This is a genomic window from Streptomyces coeruleorubidus, assembly GCF_028885415.1.
Lineage (GTDB): Bacteria > Actinomycetota > Actinomycetes > Streptomycetales > Streptomycetaceae > Streptomyces > Streptomyces coeruleorubidus_A.
In genome coordinates this window covers 218,324-237,089 of the sequence record NZ_CP118527.1, presented here as the reverse complement: position 1 = coordinate 237,089, position 18,766 = coordinate 218,324, and the positions used below count along the sequence as shown (strand labels likewise).

Genomic DNA, 18,766 nt, shown 5'->3' with positions numbered 1-18,766 from the left:
GACACAGTGCCCGGACTCCCGGAGCCGACACAGAGGCGGGTGCCGTCCCACTCCCGCACGCGGGGACGGCACCCGCTGGCCCGCCGGCCGCGTCAGGCGCAGCCCAGCTCGCCCAGCATGCCCTCGCGCAGTCGCGTGATGATCCGCTTGATCAGGCGGGAGACGTGCATCTGCGAGCAGCCCAGCCGCTCCCCGATCTCCGCCTGTGTGGCCTCCTCCACGAACCGCATGTGGAGGATCTGCCGGTCACGCTCGCTCAGCTCCGCCATCAGCGGGGCGAGCGAGTGGAAGTCCTCGACGAGCCGCAGCCCGTCCTCCTCCACGCCGATGAAGTCGGCCAGGACCGCCTCGCCGCCCTCCGGGCCGTCGCCGGTGAGCGCGGCGTCCAGCGACGACGAGTTGTAGCCGTTGGCGGCGATCTGCCCCTCGACGACCTCCTTCTCGGAGATGTTCATCAGCGTGGCCAGCTCGGTGACCGTGGGCTCGCGGTCCAGCCGGCTGGCGAGTTCCTCGCGGGCCTTGGCCAGCTCCACCCGCAGTTCCTGCAGCCGCCGTGGCACGTGCACCGCCCACGTCGTGTCCCGGAAGAACCGCTTGATCTCACCGACGATGTACGGCAGCGCGAAGGAGGTGAACTCGACCTCGCGCGACAGCTCGAACCGGTCGATGGCCTTGATCAGGCCGATCATGCCGGTCTGGACGATGTCCTCCATGTCGTCGCCGCGGCCCGGAACCGGCCGGCCGCGAACCGCACGAGCGACATGTTCATCTCGATCAGCGTGTTGCGCGCGTACTGGTACTCGTGCGTGCCCTCTTCGAGTTCCGTCAGGCGCTGGAAGAACTGGCGGGACAGCTCCCTGGCGTCCCGCGGAGCCACGGACCGCGGTCCACGACTCCCGGCAGTGCTCCGTCACCCGTGCCGGCCTCCGCGTTCTCTTCGACGACCTGTGCCTTTGACCGGATCACGGCGGACTCCATTACCTCTCCCATGAACGTCACTGCGGACATCTGCCTGGGTCCTTCCGAGTTGCGGGTACCCGGATAGGTGCTACACATGCCCGTCGATCTGCCGAGCGGCGGAAAAACGGTGGCGTGCGGCGGCCCGGGCCGTCGATGCTCACCCCCATGACCGACACCGAGCAAGCGGGATCCGCGCCGCACGGGCGGAATTTCGGCTGGTGGGACATGTTCGTCCACCCGGACGACGATCCGCGCAGCGACAGCGGCTACACGGGGGAGCACGACACCCTCGTCGGATACCTGCGCGACCAGCGGCTGACGCTGGAGCTGAAGTGCGCCGGACTGGACGCCGAGGCCATGGCCCGCCGTTCCGTACCGCCGTCCGACCTGTCGCTGCTGGGACTCGTACGTCATCTGGCCGAGATGGAGCACACCTGGTTCCGCCGCGTCATGGCCGGGCAGGACGTACCCCGCCTCTACCGCACACAGGACGAACCGAACGCCGACTTCACCGGTGCCGTGCCCGACCCGGGGACCGTCGCCGCGGCCTGGGCCGCCTGGCGGGGCGAGATCGCGTTCGCGGAACGTCTGGTGGCCGAGGCACCGAGCCTGGAGGTCACGGGCACGGTCGACGACGAGACGATCACGCTGCGGGAAGTGCTGGTGCACATGATCGAGGAGTACGCACGGCACAACGGCCACGCGGACTTCCTGCGCGAGCGGATCGACGGGCGCGTGGGCCAGTAGCAGACGGACCGCCGGGCGGAGTCACGGTCTCCCAACGTCACCTGGCGACCTGCCCGTTCGGCGATTCCACCCAGGGCGGAATGCCGGACCCTTCCCCTGACGAGCACGACTCCTAGGCTGGAGAAGTGAGCAACCACGTGCCGAACGAAGCCCGCGTCATCCCCCTTCGCCCGCCCGGATCGCGCCCCCAGGCCACCCGTCCGGCCACCGCCCCGCCACGCCAGGGGCCGCCGGCTCCCGCCCCGAAGGAGCCCTGTGGCGTGACCTGGTCGGTGACGTCCTGCGGCGTGAACGTCTCGCACAGGAGCGCACGTTGAAGGACGTCGCCGACGAGGCGCGGATCTCCATGCCGTACCTGTCGGAGGTGGAGCGCGGCCGCAAGGAGGCCTCATCGGAGGTCCTCGCGGCCGCCGCCCACGCCCTCGGACTGAGCCTCGGCGACCTGCTGTCGAGGGCGCAGGGCGAACTGACCCGCGTCACGTCGCGCTACCCGGTCGGCAGCCGCCGCGGGGCGTCCCCTCGTCGTCCGAGGGACTGTGCATGGCCGCCTGAACCGGTGGCCGGCCGGCGCCTCAGACCCGCACGGGGCGCCGGCTGAGCACCTCGTCGGCCAGCCCGTAGCCCACCGCCTCCTGCGCGGTGAACACCTTGTCGCGGTCCATGTCGGCCCGCAGGGTCGCCACGTCGTGGTGGGTGTGCCGGGACAGCACCTCCTCCACCTGGGAGCGGATCCGCACCATCTCCTTGGCCTGGAGCGACAGGTCGGACGCCGTGCCGCGCGCGCCGCCCGTGGCCGGCTGGCCGAGCAGCACGCGGGCGTGCTCCAGCACGAACCGCCGCCCTGTATCCCCGCCGGCCAGCAGCACGGCCGCCGTGGAGGCCGCCTGGCCGACGCAGAACGTCGAGATCGGTGCCTGCACGTACGTCATGGTGTCGTAGATGGCCATGAGCGAAGTGAAGGAGCCGCCGGGGGAGTTGAGGTAGATCGAGATCTCGCTCTCCGGGGACGACGACTCCAGGTGGAGGAGCTGTGCGATGACGACGTTGGCGACGCCGTCGTCGATCTCGGTGCCGAGGAAGATGATCCGCTCGGACAGCAGCCGGCTGAACACGTCGTAGGACCGCTCGCCCTGCGGGGTGCGCTCGACGACGTTCGGAATCGTGTACGTACCCATCACTGAAGCCCCATCCTGCGCCGGGTGGCCGCCGGGCGGATGTCCGCGAGGGACTCCAGGACCCGGTCCACCATGCCGTACTCCCTGGCCTCCTCGGCCGTGAACCAGCGGTCCCTGTCGCCGTCCCGGGAGATGGTCTCCGGGGTCTGCCCGGTGTGCTCGGCGGTGATCCGCTCGATGGTCCGCTTGGTGAACTCCAGGTTCTGCGCCTGGATCTCGATGTCGGCGGTGGTGCCGCCGATGCCCCCTGACGGCTGATGCATCATCACGCGCGCGTTCGGCAGGGCGTAGCGCTTGCCCGGCGTGCCGACGCAGAGCAGGAACTGGCCCATGCTGGCGGCGAAGCCCATGGCCAGGGTGGAGACGTCGTTGGGGATCAGCCGCATCGTGTCGTAGATGGCCAGGCCCGCGTGCACCGAGCCGCCGGGGCTGTTGATGTACAGGCTGATGTCGGTGCGCGGGTCCTCCGCGGACAGGATCAGCAGCTGGGCACAGACCCGGTTCGCGGAGACCTCGTCCACCTGCGTGCCCAGCAGCACGATGCGCTGCGCGAGCAGTTGGGCGGCCAGATGGTCGTCGAACCGGGTCGGAGGGGTGTCGCCCTCCTCCGCCCGCGGGGCGAGCGTCGTGAGTGGAGTCATCGGTTCTCCTCGTCGTGGCAGAAGTTCCGGCGGACGTGCCGCGGACCTGCCGCGGACGCGCCGTCGACTCCACTCTTGACCTCGGACGATGCTCGCAGACCGTTTCTCTGCCCTCGGCAGATCCGCTCCCGGCAGAGCGGCCCTCCTACGGCAGCTGTCAGCCCTTCTCGCGCAACTCCCGGAAAAAGGCCCGGACATCACCGACCAGCAGGTCGGGCTCCTCCATCGCCGCGACGTGCCCGCCGCGGTCGAACTCCGTCCAGCGCACGAGGTTCTCCGTGTGCCCGCTCGTAGTAGGTCCCGGACGAACCCGCCGTCCCGGTCAGCCAGTACAGCATCACGTTGGTGAGCAGCCGGTCCCGGTCGACCGCCTCCTCCGGCAGCTCCTCCGAGTCCGGCCACTCCCGGAACTTCTCGACGATCCAGGCGAGTTGCCCGACGGGCGAGTCCGCGAGCGCGTACGCCAGGGTCTGCGGCCGGGTCGACTGGCGCACGGCGTACCCCGTGCCCTCGCGGGACCAGTCGCGCCAGCGCCGCCACGAGGTGACGGTGCGCTCCTGCTCCTCGGGGCCGAGCGCGACCAGTTCCTCCGACGTCGGCTCGGTGACCTGCTGGCCGCCCGGCAGCAGATTGAGATGCACGCCGATCACGCGGTCGGGATGGCCCGCCCCAGTTCGCGGGAGATCGCCGCGCCCCAGTCGCCGCCCTGCGCGCCGAACCGCTCGTAGCCGAGCCGCCGCATCAGCTCGGCCCACGCGTCGGCGACCCGGCCCGCCTCCCAGCCCGTCTCCCGGGTCGGCCCGGACAGCCCGAACCCCGGGATGCCCGGCACCACCACGTGGAACGCGTCGGCCGGATCACCCCCGTGCGCGGCGGGATCGGCCGGCGGACCGACCACGTCGAGGAACTCCACGATCGAGCCGGGCCAGCCGTGGGTGATGATCAGCGGGGTGGCGTCCGGCTCGGGGGACCGGACGTGGGCGAAGCGGACGGTCGCACCGTCGATCGTGGTCGTGAACTGCGGCCACTCGTTCAGCCGCGCCTCGGCGGCTGAGGTCGCTCTGCGGTATGTCGAGGCGGAAGGGCCGGATGCCGCTGTCGGCGGGTGAGGACGTCGTCATGACCGCGATGCCAGGCGCGGGCCTCGACGCCGCCCCACCGAAATAATCACCCGCCCGGCCGATGAGTTTCCCGGCGTGGACCGGTCGACACGGATGACAGCGATCCACCGCTCCGGGAGGTACTCATGGCATCCGACGGTTTCACCACGTGTCTCTGGTTCGACGGCCAGGCCGAGGAGGCTGCCCACTTCTACGTCTCGGTCTTCAAGAACTCCAGTGTCGGAAAGATCGCCCGCTACCCCGAGGGAGCGCTCCAGCCGGCCGGCAGTGTGATGACCGTCGAGTTCACGGCCAACGGCCACAAGTTCCTCGGACTCAACGGCGGCCCCCAGTTCAAGTTCACCGAGGCGGTCTCCTTCATGATCTTCTGCGAGAACCAGGAGGAGATCGACTACTACTGGGCCAAGCTCACCGAGAACGGCGGCGAGCCCGGCCCCTGCGGCTGGCTCAAGGACCGGTACGGCGTGTCCTGGCAGGTCGTCCCCGACCGGCTCGACGACATGATCACCGACCCGGACCCGGCGAAGGCGGCCCGCGTGACCCAGGCGTTCATGGCCATGAGCAAGTTCGACATCGCCGCCCTGGACAAGGCGTACGCGGGCGAATGACGCGCTCCCCGGACAGGGGCAGGAAGCCCTTCTGCCCCTACCGGGACTCGGCCACGATCTCCCCGATCACATGCCGCGAGTTCGCCGCGACCGGCGGGTTCGTCTCCCAGTAGTACGGCAGCGCGATGACCGCGATCGACAGGGCCCAGCCCCGGCCTCGCGCCCACTCGGCCTCGTCCGCGCCCACGGCCTCGCGGAAGACGCCGCGGACCTCGGCGGGCAGCAGACACCAGGCGCTGATCAGGTCGACGGCGGGATCGCCCACCCCCACCGTGCCGTAGTCGATCACGCCGGTCAGCCGTCCGTCCCTGACCAGCAGGTTCCCGGCCATCAGGTCGCCGTGCGCCCAGACCGGCGGCCCGGCGTACTCCGGGGCGCGCAGGGCCTGTTCCCACAGGTCCGTCACCGCAGCGGTGTCGATCCGCCCCGCCAGCTGCGCGAGCGCCTCACGCATGAACCGGTCCCGGGTCGCCAGCGGCACACCCCGGTACCCGATCGGGCCCTGCGCCGCGTCGATCCGGCGCAGGGCGGTGACGTACGCCCCCAGGTCCTCGGCGAGCAGCCGGGGTTCCTCCAGCGTGCCGGGCACCGGGTTGTGACCCTCCAGCCAGCCGTACACCGCCCAGGGCCACGGGAAGTCCTCGCCGGGCTCACCCTGCCCGAGGGGTTCGGGCGCGGCGGCGGGCAGCCCGGGTGCCAGCCGCGGCAGCCAGCGCAGTTCGTGCGTGATGGCGTCGACGGCGCGTGGATGCCGGGGGAGCCGTACGACCTTGTCCGCGCCGAGGCGGAACATGGCGTTCTCCGTCCCGGAGGACTCCAGGCGCCGCAGGGGCAGTCCTGCCCACCGCGGGAACCGTCCCGCGATCAGCCGGCCGACGAGCGAGACGTCGATGTCCACCTCGTCCTCATGCATTCGCACCGCGCACATGCCGCCATTCGAGCGGTCAACTCGCCGACTGTCGAATGGTTTTCGTGATCTCCCGGGCGATGCGCAGGATGCCGGGGGAGCGGACCGGGCAGGGCTTCGGTGTGGACGTCGTGGGGGCCAGGCAGAAGTGCAGGTAGTCGTCGTCCCGGTGCAGGGCCGTCCGGTCGCGCGACGGCTGAGTGCAGTAGTCGGGGTGGGCACGCTCGTAGGTGGTGCACGGGAGGTACTGCGTCCAGGTGTAGCGGCCCGAGCCCGGACTCACCGCCCTCCCGGCGTCGGCGACGATGCCTCCCGAGGTGGCGGCCAGCCGCTCGTACAGGCCGTTCACCCGGCGCACCCGGTCGGGCGTGATCGGATCCGGGCCCTGGAGCACCCACACGATCCGCGGCCGGTGGGAGCCGCCGGCCGTCGTGATCTGCTCGACGAGCCTGCGCGCGTCGGCCTCGTACCGCTTGAAGTACCGCTGTCGCGCACCGTCGTACGTGATCCCGTCCATGCACCAGGTGAAGTCCCAGGCGTTGCCCCAGAACTGCAGCACCACGAAGTCCGGACGCAGCGACCGCACCAGGGCGGCCGCCTTGTCCCGGGCCGGTACGAGGGACCGCTCGGCCGTGCCCTCCAGGTAGTCGCACAGGGTGGTGCCCGAGTAGGGGGCGCTCGTGTACTTCGCGCGCAGGTCCCGGCGCAGCTCCTGGCCGAGGACCTTGTGGTTCTCCATGGCGAGCGAGTCGCCGAGGTACAGCACGGTGGGCGCCTTCACGGGGGCCCGGGCGCTGGGGGAGGCCGGGGCACGCTGGTGGGTGGTCGCGGACACCTCCGGAGCGGACGGCGGGGGAGCCTCGGGCCCGGACGACGGATCGCCGCACGCACCGAGCAGCAACCCCGCCACCAGCACACCCACGATCCACGGTCTGCGCATACGGCAACTCCCGCCCCGGGCCGGTGAAACGGCTCACCAGGCAAGCACAGCCGGACCCCAGGGGGAAGACACGCGTCGGCCACGGTCGGCCCGCTCGCGGAGTTCACGACAAGTCGTTCACCAGCACCGCCGCCCCGTCGAACCGCCCGGCCCTGAGATCCGTGAGCGCCTCCACGGCCCTCGACAGCGGATACGGATGGGTGGTCGCGCGTACGCCGTACCTCGCCGCGAGGGTCAGGAACTCGCGGCCGTCCTCGCGTGTGTTGGAGGCGACGCTGCGCACCTGCTTCTCGTAGAAGAGCTCGGTCTCGTAGTGCAGGGGAGGCGTGTCGGTGAGGTGGATGCCGGCGATGGCCAGGACACCGCCGCGGTCCAGGGCGCGCAGGGCGACCGGGACCAGCTCGCCGGCGGGGCGAACAGGATCGCGCTGTCCAGCGGCTCCGGCGGCTTCGCGTACGCGTCCTGCGCGGAGGCCGCGCCCAGCTCCAGTGCCAGCCGCCGGGCGGCCGCACCGCGCGTCATGACGTGCACGGTGGCGCCCTCGGCGAGCGCCACCTGCGCGCACAGATGGGCGCTGCCCCCGAAGCCGTACAGCCCGAGCCGTCCCCCGGGCGGCAGCCCGGCCCGCCGCAGCGCCCGGTGGCCGATGATGCCCGCGCACAGCAGGGGAGCCAGGGCCACGTCCGGCACGCCGTCCGGCAGCCGGTAGGCGAACGCCGCCGGCACCGTCGTGTACTGCGCGTAGCCGCCGTCGGCGCACCAACCCGTGTACTCGGAGCGGGGACACAGGTTCTCCGCGCCGCGCGCGCAGTACGCGCAGCTGCCGTCGGTGCGGCGCAGCCAGGCCACACCGACCCGGTCGCCCACCGCGAAGCCGCGCACCGCCGCGCCCGCCCCGGCCACCACCCCGACGACCTCGTGACCGGGCGTGACGCCCGCCCGCCGCACGGGCAGGTCACCCTCGACGACGTGCAGGTCGGTGCGGCACACCCCGCATGCGCGCACACGCACCAGCAGCTCGTCGTCCGCGGGCACCGGCACCGGTTTCCCGACCAGCCGCAGGGACCCCTCCTCGACAGGGCCCGGCCGTACCACCGACCACGCGAGCATCGTCCCGTCCGCCATGCCGCCGCTCCCCGTCCTGCCGAAGCCCCTCGCCCAGTCTGCGACGGAACCGCCCGTTCGGGCCGCCCCGCGGGTGATTAGCGTGAGGAAACGGACTATCCACCCATTCGGAGAGGGCCGCAGTCATGGCCGTGCAACCTGAAGGAAGCCCGTGCTGGGCCGACGCGATGTTCAGTGACCTCGAAGGGGCCAAGAGCTTCTACGGAGACGTCCTCGGCTGGACCTTCGCCGAGGCGTCGACGGAGTTCGGCAACTACACCGAGGCGTATGCGAACGGCAAGGCGGTCGCCGCCGTCGTCCCGCCCATGCCGGGCCAGGAGGGCCAGTCGCAGTGGTGCCTGTACTTCGCGGCCCGGGACGCCGCCGCCACCGCCGCCCGGATCCGTGACCACGGCGGCGAGGTGCTGATGGAGCCGATGCGGGTCGGCGACTTCGGTACCATGTGCCTGGCCCGCGACCCGGCGGTGTCGTCTTCGGTGTGTGGCAGGCGGGCACCCATGAGGGCTTCGACACGATGGCCGAACCGGGTGCCTACACGTGGGCGGAGGTCTTCACCCGCGAGCCCGAGAAGTCCGACGCGTTCTTCCCCGCCGTCTTCTCCTACACGCAGAAGGAGATGGAGCACGAGCAGATGGACTTCCGGATCTACGACCTCGGCGACCGCACCGTGCTGGGCCGGATGAAGATGACGGAAGACTTCCCGCCCGAGGTGCCGCCGTACATCAACGTCTACTTCGCCGTCGAGGACTGCGACGACGCCGTCGCGAAGGCCACCAAGCTCGGTGGCGTCCTGCGCTTCGGGCCCATGGACACCCCGTTCGGCCGGTTCGCTTCCCTCAGTGATCCGCAGGGCGCCAACTTCTCGGTCATCGACATCACCAGGACCGAGGGCGAGATGCCGAAGACGACCGATGTGAGCTGAGACCTCCGGCCGGACGGCCCATGCGGTCATGGCATGATCGGGTCCATGCGTGAACGTGTTGTGGCCGCGTGTGACGGGGCTTCGAAGGGAAATCCCGGGCCCGCGGGCTGGGCCTGGGTCGTCGCCGATGCTTCCGAGAGCCCGGAGCGCTGGGAGGCGGGGCCGCTCGGCAGGGCCACCAACAACGTCGCGGAACTCACCGCGCTGGAGCGCCTGCTGACGGCGACCGACCCGGACGTGCCGCTCGAGATCCGGATGGACTCGCAGTACGCGATGAAGGCCGTCACCACCTGGCTGCCCGGCTGGAAGCGCAACGGCTGGAAGACGTCCGGCGGGAAGCCGGTCGCCAACCAGGACCTCGTCGTGCGCATCGACGAGCTCCTGGAGGGCCGCTCGGTCGAGTTCCGCTACGTGCCCGCCCACCAGGTCGACGGCGACCGGCTCAACGACTTCGCCGACCGCGCGGCCAGCCAGGCCGCCATCGTCCAGGAGCCCGCGGGCAGCGCCCTCGGCTCCCCGGAGCCGCCGCCCGCCCCGGACATCCCGTCGGCCAAGGCCCCGCGCTCCCGGTCGCGCGGCGGCTCGGCCCGCACCGCGAAGGCCTCCTCGCGCACCATCAAGGCCAAGTTCCCCGGCCGCTGCCAGTGCGGCCGCTCCTACGCGGCCGGTGAGTCCATCGCCAAGAACGACAGCGGCTGGGGCCACCCGGAGTGCCGCACGGCCGAGACCGTCTGACCGGAGAGGCGCGGGCCGCCCGGACGCGGAGTGCAGTCGGACCTCTCTGCTCTCTCAGCCGGCATGGAGGACCCGAAAGCGATCGGGTTCCGCCGGATCTCGATCAACGACTTGGACCGGCGCCGAGGCCCATTGCCACACGCTGATGCCTGGCGTGCGGGAGAACCGGATCTGCCCGCGGGTGCCTTCGACCGCGACGCGCGGCCAGGATTCGGCGGTGCGCCCCCGGTCCACGCCGTGAGAACGCAGCACATCGGCGAGGACGGCGACCGTGTCATAGCCCTCGAAGGCGACGAACGAGGGCGCTTCGCCCAGCCGCTCGCGGAGGGCCTTCTCGACTCGTGCACCGAGTGGGCTGAGGCGCTCGGGCAGATAGCGCAAGAACGGGATCGCGGCGCCGTCGTCGCCCAGCAACGTCGCCCACCCGGCGAACTCCGGTTGCCCGGCCGGAGCACCGATCATGATCTCGGCGAGGCGCTGGTCGCGGCGGACAGACGTGACGATCGGCACGGCCGGCTCAGGGTGGCCGACCAGAAGGAGGAGGGCTGTCGCGCGATGGCCGACGAGTTCGTCGCACACGGCCGTGGGGGTGAGCGCGCTCATGTCGAGTTCGATGACGGTGCCGCCGCGTGAAGCGAGGTGCTCCCGAAGAATGAGGGTCCCGGAGGCCCAGTAGACACTCTTCTGTGCTGCTACGGCGATCCGGCTGTGGCCCGCGCCGAGGAGGAAGTCCGCGTAGACCTGCCAGCCGCGGGACTGCGGCGGGGAGAGGCGCGCGACCCATTCCGTCGGCTGGTCGGTGAGTGCGTCGAGAACCGCTGACGAGCAGAGGAACGGCAGGCCGAGGGCGTCGGCCCTGCCGGCAGCGGCGCGAGCGACGACGCTGTGATACTCCCCTGCGAGGGCAGCCACACCCAGGCGAGCCAGTTCGTCCACGGCTGCCGCGGCTCTCTGCGGATCAGCCGCGGTGTCTCGGACCACCAGTTCGAGCGGTCTTCCGACGATCCCGCCGGCGTCATTGACGTCCCGAACGGCCGACTCGAGTCCGGCGAGCAGGTGTTGGCCTGCCTCGACCCAGCCAGGCCGAGTCAGCGGAACGAGAGCGCCGATCCGGACGGCTGATCCGTCAGTCCGCATGCGGGTGATCATGCCGACATTGATCCACCGCCATCACCAACAGGCAACCGGTTATTTGTCCGCTGAGCTGTCGGGGGAACAGGCGGTCGTTCAACTTGCCGACGTGGCGCACGTGTGCTGGCAGAAGAGGTCGATCGTGTCCGTGCGCAGCCGGCGCAGCGAGGCGTCGGCTGACCCGCGGTGAACGAAAACCCGCGGCCGAGGACGCTGTTCAGCCGCGGTCGGCGGCGGCGGACACGTCCTCGGCGGACGCCCACGCGGCCAGCAGGTGCAGCGCGTCGTGGGCCGGGGTGGTGGGCTCCGCGGAATAGGCGGTCAGGGTCAGGCCCGGCTGCGAGGGCAGTTCCATCGCGTCGAAGTCGAGCGTCATCTCGCCGATGGCCGGGTGGCGGAAGGCCTTGCGGCCGGTGTGGTGCAGGCGCACGTTGTGCTTGGCCCACGCGGTACGGAACTCCTCGCTGCGGGTGACGAGTTCACCGATCAGCCCGGTCAGGCCGGTGTCGCCGGGAGCCCGTCCGGCCTCCGTGCGCAGCAGGGACACCGTGGTGTTCAGGGACTCCTCCCAATCGGGGAAGAAGTCCCTGCCCGCGGGGTTCAGGAACTGGAAGCGGGCGATGTTGACCGTCTGAACGCCGTGATCGGCGAACAGGGGTGCGTACAGCGCGCGCCCCAGGCGGTTGACGGCGAGGATGTCGAGGCGGCCGTTGCGGATGAAGGCCGGGGAGTCCGTCATGGAGTCCAGGACCCGCAGCACACTGTCCGGCAGCGGGCCGGGGGCGTGTTTCGTGCGGCGGGCGGGACGTCTGGCGACGGCGCGGGCCAGGTCGTACAGGTGGGCGCGCTCGGCGTCATCCAGCCGCAGGGCGTTCGCGACGGAGTCGAGGACCTCCTCGGAAGCCCCGGCCAGGTGCCCGCGCTCCAGACGGACGTAGTAGTCGACGCTGACCCCGGCGAGCAGCGCGACCTCCTCACGCCGCAGCCCTGGCACGCGCCGGTTGCCGCCGTAGGCAGGCAGACCGGCCTGCTGTGGGGTGATCTTCGCGCGCCGGGAGGCGAGGAACTCGCGGATGTCGCTCTCGGTACTCACACGCTCCAGGCTAGGCCGGTCGGCCCGGATGAGGGGGGGCCTGTCAGTACCTGGAACGACCGTGCCTTCCCCGCCCGCTTGGCCTGCGGTTTCCTCGAAGGCAGCGGCGCCACCGAAACGTACTCGAAGTCATTGCAGGGAGTCATGAGATGGCGAAGCAATCCGCGCCTCAGGAGCTGACCCAGATCGCGCCGAAGCTCGTCGAAGTCACCAACCATGTGCTTTTCGGTGATGTATGGGAACGCGCTGAACTGTCCCCGCGGGACCGGAGCCTGGTGACGGTCAGCGTGCTTGCCGCGCTGTACCGCAGCGAGCAGCTGCCGTACCACCTGGCTGTGGCGCTGGAGAACGGGCTCACGGTGGAAGAGCTGTCCGAGGCGATCACGCACCTGGCCTTCTACGCCGGCTGGCCCAACGCCATGACCGCGATCAACCAGCTGAAGAAGATCGCCGACGAGCTGGCGTCCTGACGCCCCGGGCCGCCCGGCCTCCCCCGCACCCGGCCACCTCTTCGGATCAAGGAGAACAGTCGTGGAACACATCACGGAAACCCCCACCGTCAAGGCCCCGGCCGAGCGCTTCACCGGCGAGGTCTACCTGAACCCGATCGAGGCGCCCTCCGATCCGGCCCGCCTGGCGTCCGCGCTGGTGCGCTTCACCCCCGGTGCCCGGACGAACTGGCACTCCCACGCCAAGGGCCAGGTCCTGTACATCACCGACGGCGTCGGCCTGGTCGGCACCCGCGACGGCGACGTGGTGCGGATCACCGCCGGTGAGACCGTCAAGTGCCCGCCGGCGAGGAGCACTGGCACGGCGCCACCGACACCACCCTCATGGCCCACATCGCCCTGGTCGTCGGTGACGAGAGCGGGGACGGCACCACCTGGCTGGAACCCGTCACCGACGACCAGTACACCGCCGCCCTGGCCGCCATCGGCCACTGACAGCCCGCAACACCCCTGGGCGTCAGGCGTCGAACGTGTAGTGCGCCGTGTGGTCCAGCAGATCCGCCGGGCTCGTGTCGTGCCACGGCCTCATCGTCTCGCGCAGGTCGATCACGTTCGGCGTGCCCGCGGCCGGCAGATAGCCGGAGCCGGGGTGCCGCCGCTGCCACTCGGCCCACAGTTTGTCGATGTACGCGTGGTGCAGCCAGAACACCGGGTCGTTGGGGGACACCCCGGTGGCCATCTGCCCGCCGACCCAGACGTGGACGCGGTTGTGCAGATTGACGCCCCGCCACCCTTCGAGGTGATTGCGGAAACCGTCCGAGGCGCTGTTCCAGGGCGCCATGTCGTACGTGGGTATCGACAGCACCGATTCGGCCTCGGCCGGCGTCGGCAGCTGACGCCCTCCGGCACCGAGGGCCCGCCGCAGGAACGTACGGCCGTCGACCCGCACGTTGATCGGCCAGTTCCCCGAGGACGCGGAGAACGGTCCGTCCGTCACCCGGCCGTCCCGCTCGCGCCCGGTGCCCCCGAGGAAGTCGGGCGCCCACAGCGAGGAGCGCGGCGAACGGTCGACGGTCCAGTCCCAGTACGGCAGGGCCACCGACGCGTCCACCGACTGCAACGCCCGCTCGAACTCCAGGAGGAATCTTCGGTGCCAGGGCAGGAAGGACGGTGAGCGGTGTCCCGTCCGCTCGCCGTCGTCGGTGTCGGAGACGATGAACGCGTTGTGCGTCGTGACGAATTCGTCGTAGCGGCCGCTGCGCTTCAACTCCAGGAGCGCGGCGACGAAACGCCGCTTCTCGTCGGCGGTCAGGGCGGACTGGTTCTTGCGGACGGTCATGTGCGGGTGCTCCAGATGCCTTTCGGGGCGGATCAGTTGGCGGGGAAGGGCAGCAGTGGCGCGCCCTGGAGTTCGTCCACGGCGGCGCGGGCGGCGGCACGCGGGGTGGGCACCGGGTCGTAGTGGCTGACGACGCTGATCCACGTGCCGTCGGCGTTGCGCATCACGTGCAGTTCCACACCGTCGACGAACACCGCGTATCCCGCGCCGTGGTGGTGACCGGCGCCGGCGGCCGGACGGCCCTGTATCCGGCGGCCCTTGTAGACCTCGTCGAAGGTCCCGTGGGAGTCGTGGTGCCCGGCGGCCATGGCCGGGGTGCTTGCCGGCCATGTCCCCGCGGCAGCGGCGACGACGGCCGCGGCGGTGAGCGCACGGCGACGGCTGAGTTCCGGCATGCGGACCTCCTGGGTTCGTTCGGCTGATGACCCCGCATGCCTATCGGCCCGTCCGGTACCGGGAGAAATCCACGCGAGCCGGTTGGCTGTGATTCGGGCAATTCCCCTTATGTCGTGCAAGGTTGAACCAAGGTGATCTTGCTGCGAGAGCTTGTTCGAGCGGTGTGGAGCGGAAAGTTCCGCCCGCGAGGGGTGTCGTGACGGATGTTTCTCCCCGTGCGGGCCGCCGCTCGTGGTGCGCGTCACGCCGTGAATCTGACGCGATTCGGTGACCCGGCCGATGATGCTCTTGTCCTGCTACTCTGCGTACGCAATTGACAGCTCTCGGTAATTCTCAGGGGTGTGCGTGAAGGTCGCCTGTGTCGGCGGCGGGCCCGCCGGTCTGTATCTCTCGATCCTGCTGAAGCGGCAGGACCCCTCCCACGACATCACCGTCCACGAACGCGACCCGGAGGGCTCGACCTACGGCTGGGGCGTGACGTACTGGCGCGGACTGTACGACCGACTCCACGAGCAGGACCCCGAGTCGGCGCGCGCCCTCGACGGCGACTCCGTCCGCTGGCGTGACGGCGTCGCCCACGTCCGGGACCTGACGGCCCGACACAGCGGCGACCAAGGCCACGGCATCGGCCGCCACCGGCTGCTGGAGATCCTCGCCGCCCGGGCCCGCGAGCTCGGCGTGCGCCTGGAGTACGGGCGCGAGATCACCGCCGACGGCCTGCCGGCCGACGCCGACCTGGTCGTGGCGGCCGACGGTGTCCACAGCGCCCTGCGCACCCGCCACGCCGCACACTTCGGCACGGAGGTCACGACCGGGCGCAACCCGTACGTCTGGCTCGGCACCACGAAGGTCTTCGACGCCTTCACCTTCGCCTTCGTCGAGACCGATCACGGCTGGATCTGGTGCTACGGCTACGGATACGGCCCCGACCGCAGCACCTGCGTCATCGAGTGCGCACCCGAGACCTGGACCGGACTGGGGCTGCACCGGGCGAGCGAGGGCGACGGGCGGGCACTGCTGGAGAGGCTCTTCGCCGGCGTCCTGGACGGCCATCCCCTGCTCGGCGGCACCGGCGGCACGCCCTGGCAGACCTTCCGCACCCTCACGAACCGCACCTGGTACCGCGACAACCTCGTCCTGCTCGGCGACTGCGCCCACACCACGCACTACTCCATCGGCGCCGGCACCACCCTCGCCCTGGAGGACGCGATCGCCCTGGCCGCCGCGCTGCGCGAGCACTCCGCACTCCCACAGGCCCTCGCCCGCTACGAACGGGAACGCAAGGCGGCCCTCCTGCCCGTGCAGAGCGCGGCCCGCTACAGCGCCCAGTGGTACGAGAACCTCCCGCGTTACATGCGGCTGCCGCCGGAGCGGATGTTCGCCCTGCTCGGCCAGCGGCACTCGCCCCTGCTGCCCACGTCCCGCCGCACCTGTACTACCGGCTCGACCGGGCGGCCGGGCAGCTGGAGACGCTGCGCCGGTTCAAGCGCTGGCTGGGCCCGAAGGTCGCGCGGACCGTGCACGCGCGGGCGCTGGCCGCCCGCGAATGAGCGCCCGCGCAAGCATGCCGCTCTCGGAGCGTCACGTGCCCGCCGTGCGGGCGCACCTCACTCCCGGCGCCCTGCCCGAACAGCCGGTCCAGGAAGGCGTTGCCGTAGACGCGGTGCGGATCCAGCCGGTCCAGCACCGCGTCCGCCTCGGCCCACTCGGCCGCACCGACCGCGGCCGGCACCACCGAGCCCAGCACCTCCTCGTCGCTCCACGCCCCGTCGTCCGTGTACGCCCACCCCTTGGACCACTCCACCCGGGTCAGGGCGGAGTCGCCGTCGTACGCGCGCAGCAGGAACCGCTCGATATCGCGCAGGAACGCCTCCGCGTCCGGCGTGCCCGGCAGCGTCAGGACGTCCAGCCACACGGCCGTGTCCCACTCGGGGCGGTCCTCGCGCGGCCGGAGCGCGGACAGCAGCGGCGGACGGGCCCCGGCCACCCCGGAGTCGCCCGGGTCGTCCAGTCCGGTCACCCGGATCTCCACCGACCCGTTGACGGGGAAGCTGCCCCGGGCCGCGTACGCCGCCAGCCGCTCCCCGTAGAACGCGACGAACTCGGAGACGACCTTCTGCACTTGGTCCCTGGACGTGAGCACGGCGTAGCCGTTCGCGTGGACCCGCAGGGTGGTCGGCTTCAGATACAGCAGCGTGTTCTTGGACGGCCCCAGATGTCGCCGGACAGCGTCGCCACCAACCCGAGCGCGGCCGCGTCGTACTGCGCGGTGCCGAGCACCGGCGCCAGATACCAGGCCGCCTCCGACGTCATCCGGCCCACCAGCTTTGCCACCGGGGTCGGGACGTTGTCGGAGAACGGGTAGTTGTACGGCCGTGTCACGTGCCGTGAGGTCAGCGGCCGGGTGGGGGAGACGCTCCACACCTTCAGCCAGGGGTGCTCGGTGAAGGCGAACCAGATCGCCTCGACCCGCCCGGCCTCCTCCAGGAAGCTCGCGAACGTGCGCCCGTTCCCGGAACCGGGCGCGGCGAACAGTTCGCCGGCCGGGATGTCCGTACGGCTCACGCACCGCAGGTTGGTGTTCGCGCCCACCCGCAGCACCACCTCGGTCACCAGGGACCGCCCGAGATGGGCCAGCAGCGCGGCGCAGTCCGCCTCGTCACGGTGGAACGTGCGCAGCGCGTACGCGCCGGCCCGGGAGTCCCACACCACGGCCGTCAGGGACAGGATCAGGTTGCTCAGCGAGCCGTACGTGTGGCCCGGCAGGTGCCGCTCGCCCCGCGCGGGAACGGCGGCGCCGTGCGCGTCGATCGCCAGGGCGCCGCCCAGGGTGAGGACACCGGGAGCGGGAGCCGCCGTGACACCGAGGCCGTGCTCCTCCAGGAAGGTGAGCAGGGCCTCCATGGTCACGCCGGTGCCGGCGCGCACGGCGGCCGGCGAGTCCAGGGCGAGGCCGGTCAGGTGAGGCGCGGTGTCGACGAGGAGGACGGGTGCGCCGGACGGCGTGCCCTCCGTCACCGTCAGGGAGACCAGCCGTGCGAGGCGCCCCGGGCGCGCACACGCCACCCGTGCCGCCGGGCCCAGTTGACGACGTCGACCACCTGGTCGGGGCTTCCCGGCGCACAGGCCCACAAGCCGTCGGCGGTGATCTCGCCGACCCAGTTCCGGTACGCCGAGCGGTACAGCGCGACGTCCTCGGGGAAGTCCGGCAACTCCGCCGCGGCTGCCGCCGGATCCGCCGGCAGCCCCGGCACGGCGGCCAGCGCGGCCGCGGTGAGGAGGAAACCCCGGCGCGACCAACGCGCCTCGTCCGACCCGAAGTTGCTCTCTGAGCCAGTTGTCACATGGAGCCACGCTAGAGGCCCGTTGACACGTGACGCGTCCCTGTCGAACCTATTCACTCGTGTGAGTGAATCGGGCGAGGGTGGCGGCCAGGAGCGAGACGGTCCGCGCGCGGCCGTGACGGATGACAGACTGACGCCCATGGACGAGCGCACATTCGACAGGTCGGGCCAGCACGCTTCCGTCGTCGGTCTCGGTACGTGGCAGCTGGGTGCCGACTGGGGAGACGTCGACGACAAGGAAGCCCTCGCGGTACTCGAGGCGGCGGCCGAGGCCGGGGTGACCTTCTTCGACACCGCCGACGTGTACGGCGACGGCCGCAGCGAGCAGACCATCGCCGCGTTCCTCGGCGGCAGGCCGGACCTGCACGTGCTGGTCGCCACCAAGATGGGCCGCCGGGTCGACCAGATCCCCGAGAACTACGTGCTCGACAACTTCCGCGCCTGGAACGACCGCTCCCGGCGCAACCTCGGCGTCGACCGCATCGACCTGGTGCAGCTGCACTGCCCGCCGACGCCCGTCTACTCCACGGACGAGGTGTTCGACGCCCTGGACACCCTGGTCGAGGAGGAGCGGATCGCCGCGTACGGCGTCAGCGTCGAGACCTGCGCCGAGGCGCTGACCGCGATCGCCCGGCCGAACGTGGCGAGCGTGCAGATCATCCTCAACCCGTTCCGCATGAAGCCCCTGCGCGAGGTGCTCCCGCCGCCCGCGAGGCCGGCGTCGGCATCATCGCCCGCGTCCCGCTCGCCTCCGGCCTGCTGTCGGGCAAGTACACGCGGGACACGGTCTTCCCCGAGAACGACCACCGCACCTACAACCGGCACGGCGAGTCCTTCGACGTGGGCGAGACCTTCTCCGGCGTCGACTACGTCACCGGTGTCGAGGCGGCCGCCGAGTTCGCCGCGCTCGCCCCCGAGGGCTGCACCCCGGCCCAGCTGGCCCTGCGCTGGATCATCGACCAGCCCGGCGTGACCACCGTGATCCCCGGCGCCGCTCGCCCGAGCAGGCCCGCGCGAACGCGGCCGCCGCCCGTCTGCCGGAGCTGTCCGGCGAGACGCTGACGGCGATCCGCGACCTCTACGACCGGCGGATCAAGGACCAGGTCGAATCCCGCTGGTAGGCAGGGCCTCGC

General features: G+C 71.2%; 12 protein-coding genes and 9 pseudogenes. 9 read left to right on the top strand and 12 right to left on the bottom strand.

Going from position 1 to position 18,766, the window contains the following annotated elements:
- Positions 1–92: 92 nt before the first annotated feature.
- Positions 93–978 (bottom strand): annotated as a pseudogene (locus tag PV963_RS01225) (RNA polymerase sigma factor SigF).
- Between the two features lie 147 nt (positions 979–1,125).
- Here PV963_RS01225 and PV963_RS01220 point away from each other — a divergent pair.
- On the top strand, positions 1,126–1,707 hold the full coding sequence (locus tag PV963_RS01220) for a DinB family protein (protein ID WP_274813764.1): 582 nt from the start codon (positions 1,126–1,128) through the stop codon (positions 1,705–1,707).
- A gap of 125 nt (positions 1,708–1,832) precedes the next feature.
- Positions 1,833–2,259: pseudogene (locus PV963_RS01215) on the top strand (helix-turn-helix domain-containing protein).
- Between the two features lie 20 nt (positions 2,260–2,279).
- Here PV963_RS01215 and PV963_RS01210 read toward each other — a convergent pair.
- The 3 genes and pseudogenes from PV963_RS01210 to PV963_RS01200 form a co-directional block, all read right to left on the bottom strand.
- Positions 2,280–2,882 carry a ClpP family protease gene (locus PV963_RS01210; RefSeq protein ID WP_274813763.1) on the bottom strand — a complete coding sequence of 201 codons (603 nt, stop codon included), beginning with the start codon at positions 2,880–2,882 and terminating at the stop codon, positions 2,280–2,282.
- Positions 2,882–3,523: an ATP-dependent Clp protease proteolytic subunit gene (locus PV963_RS01205; protein WP_274813762.1), complete on the bottom strand. Its 642-nt coding sequence runs from the start codon at positions 3,521–3,523 to the stop codon at positions 2,882–2,884. The genes PV963_RS01210 and PV963_RS01205 overlap by 1 nt, the downstream gene beginning before the upstream one ends.
- Before the next feature lie 157 nt (positions 3,524–3,680).
- Positions 3,681–4,574 (bottom strand): annotated as a pseudogene (locus PV963_RS01200) (epoxide hydrolase); the annotation flags it as partial.
- A gap of 195 nt (positions 4,575–4,769) precedes the next feature.
- Between PV963_RS01200 and PV963_RS01195 the strand changes: the two are divergent.
- Positions 4,770–5,252 carry a VOC family protein gene (locus tag PV963_RS01195; protein WP_274813761.1) on the top strand — a complete coding sequence of 161 codons (483 nt, stop codon included), beginning with the start codon at positions 4,770–4,772 and terminating at the stop codon, positions 5,250–5,252.
- A gap of 37 nt (positions 5,253–5,289) precedes the next feature.
- Here PV963_RS01195 and PV963_RS01190 read toward each other — a convergent pair whose 3' ends face one another.
- The 3 genes and pseudogenes from PV963_RS01190 to PV963_RS01180 all read right to left on the bottom strand — a co-directional run bounded on the left by PV963_RS01190 (position 5,290) and on the right by PV963_RS01180 (position 8,209).
- Positions 5,290–6,165 (bottom strand): aminoglycoside phosphotransferase family protein, encoded by an 876-nt coding sequence (locus PV963_RS01190; protein WP_274813760.1) that lies wholly within the window; start codon positions 6,163–6,165, stop codon positions 5,290–5,292.
- A gap of 31 nt (positions 6,166–6,196) precedes the next feature.
- A complete protein-coding gene (locus PV963_RS01185) occupies positions 6,197–7,099 on the bottom strand; it encodes an SGNH/GDSL hydrolase family protein (protein ID WP_274813759.1) in 903 nt (300 codons plus the stop codon).
- A gap of 103 nt (positions 7,100–7,202) precedes the next feature.
- Positions 7,203–8,209 (bottom strand): annotated as a pseudogene (locus PV963_RS01180) (zinc-binding alcohol dehydrogenase family protein).
- Between the two features lie 140 nt (positions 8,210–8,349).
- Here PV963_RS01180 and PV963_RS01175 point away from each other — a divergent pair.
- A pseudogene (locus tag PV963_RS01175) lies at positions 8,350–9,146 on the top strand (VOC family protein).
- 33 nt (positions 9,147–9,179) lie between these two features.
- The gene (locus PV963_RS01170; protein ID WP_274813758.1) at positions 9,180–9,881 is read left to right on the top strand and encodes a ribonuclease H family protein; all 702 of its coding nucleotides are present in this window, start codon (positions 9,180–9,182) and stop codon (positions 9,879–9,881) included.
- Between the two features lie 54 nt (positions 9,882–9,935).
- Here PV963_RS01170 and PV963_RS01165 read toward each other — a convergent pair whose 3' ends face one another.
- Positions 9,936–11,030 (bottom strand): ABC transporter substrate-binding protein, encoded by a 1,095-nt coding sequence (locus PV963_RS01165; protein WP_274813757.1) that lies wholly within the window; start codon positions 11,028–11,030, stop codon positions 9,936–9,938.
- Between the two features lie 199 nt (positions 11,031–11,229).
- Positions 11,230–12,105, bottom strand: coding sequence for a helix-turn-helix transcriptional regulator (locus tag PV963_RS01160; RefSeq protein WP_274813756.1), 876 nt, complete (start codon positions 12,103–12,105; stop codon positions 11,230–11,232).
- Positions 12,106–12,254: 149 nt separating this feature from the next.
- Here PV963_RS01160 and PV963_RS01155 point away from each other — a divergent pair, with 149 nt between their 5' ends.
- Together PV963_RS01155 and PV963_RS01150 are read left to right on the top strand one after the other, a co-directional pair.
- Positions 12,255–12,575, top strand: coding sequence for a carboxymuconolactone decarboxylase family protein (locus PV963_RS01155; RefSeq protein WP_274813755.1), 321 nt, complete (start codon positions 12,255–12,257; stop codon positions 12,573–12,575).
- 61 nt (positions 12,576–12,636) lie between these two features.
- Positions 12,637–13,049, top strand: a pseudogene (locus PV963_RS01150) ((R)-mandelonitrile lyase).
- A 22-nt stretch (positions 13,050–13,071) separates the two neighbouring features.
- On the opposite strand, the gene melC2 reads toward PV963_RS01150, so the two are convergent.
- Positions 13,072–13,893, bottom strand: coding sequence for a tyrosinase MelC2 (gene melC2, locus PV963_RS01145; RefSeq protein ID WP_274813753.1), 822 nt, complete (start codon positions 13,891–13,893; stop codon positions 13,072–13,074).
- 32 nt (positions 13,894–13,925) lie between these two features.
- Positions 13,926–14,288 carry an apotyrosinase chaperone MelC1 gene (gene melC1 / locus PV963_RS01140; protein WP_274813751.1) on the bottom strand — a complete coding sequence of 121 codons (363 nt, stop codon included), beginning with the start codon at positions 14,286–14,288 and terminating at the stop codon, positions 13,926–13,928.
- Positions 14,289–14,628: 340 nt separating this feature from the next.
- Between melC1 and PV963_RS01135 the strand changes: the two are divergent.
- A pseudogene (locus PV963_RS01135) lies at positions 14,629–15,839 on the top strand (FAD-dependent monooxygenase).
- Between the two features lie 77 nt (positions 15,840–15,916).
- Here the strand turns inward: PV963_RS01135 and PV963_RS01130 are convergent.
- Positions 15,917–17,543 (bottom strand): annotated as a pseudogene (locus PV963_RS01130) (cholesterol oxidase substrate-binding domain-containing protein); the annotation flags it as partial.
- A gap of 229 nt (positions 17,544–17,772) precedes the next feature.
- Here PV963_RS01130 and PV963_RS01125 point away from each other — a divergent pair.
- A pseudogene (locus tag PV963_RS01125) lies at positions 17,773–18,754 on the top strand (aldo/keto reductase).
- The last annotated feature ends 12 nt before the right edge of the window (positions 18,755–18,766 follow it).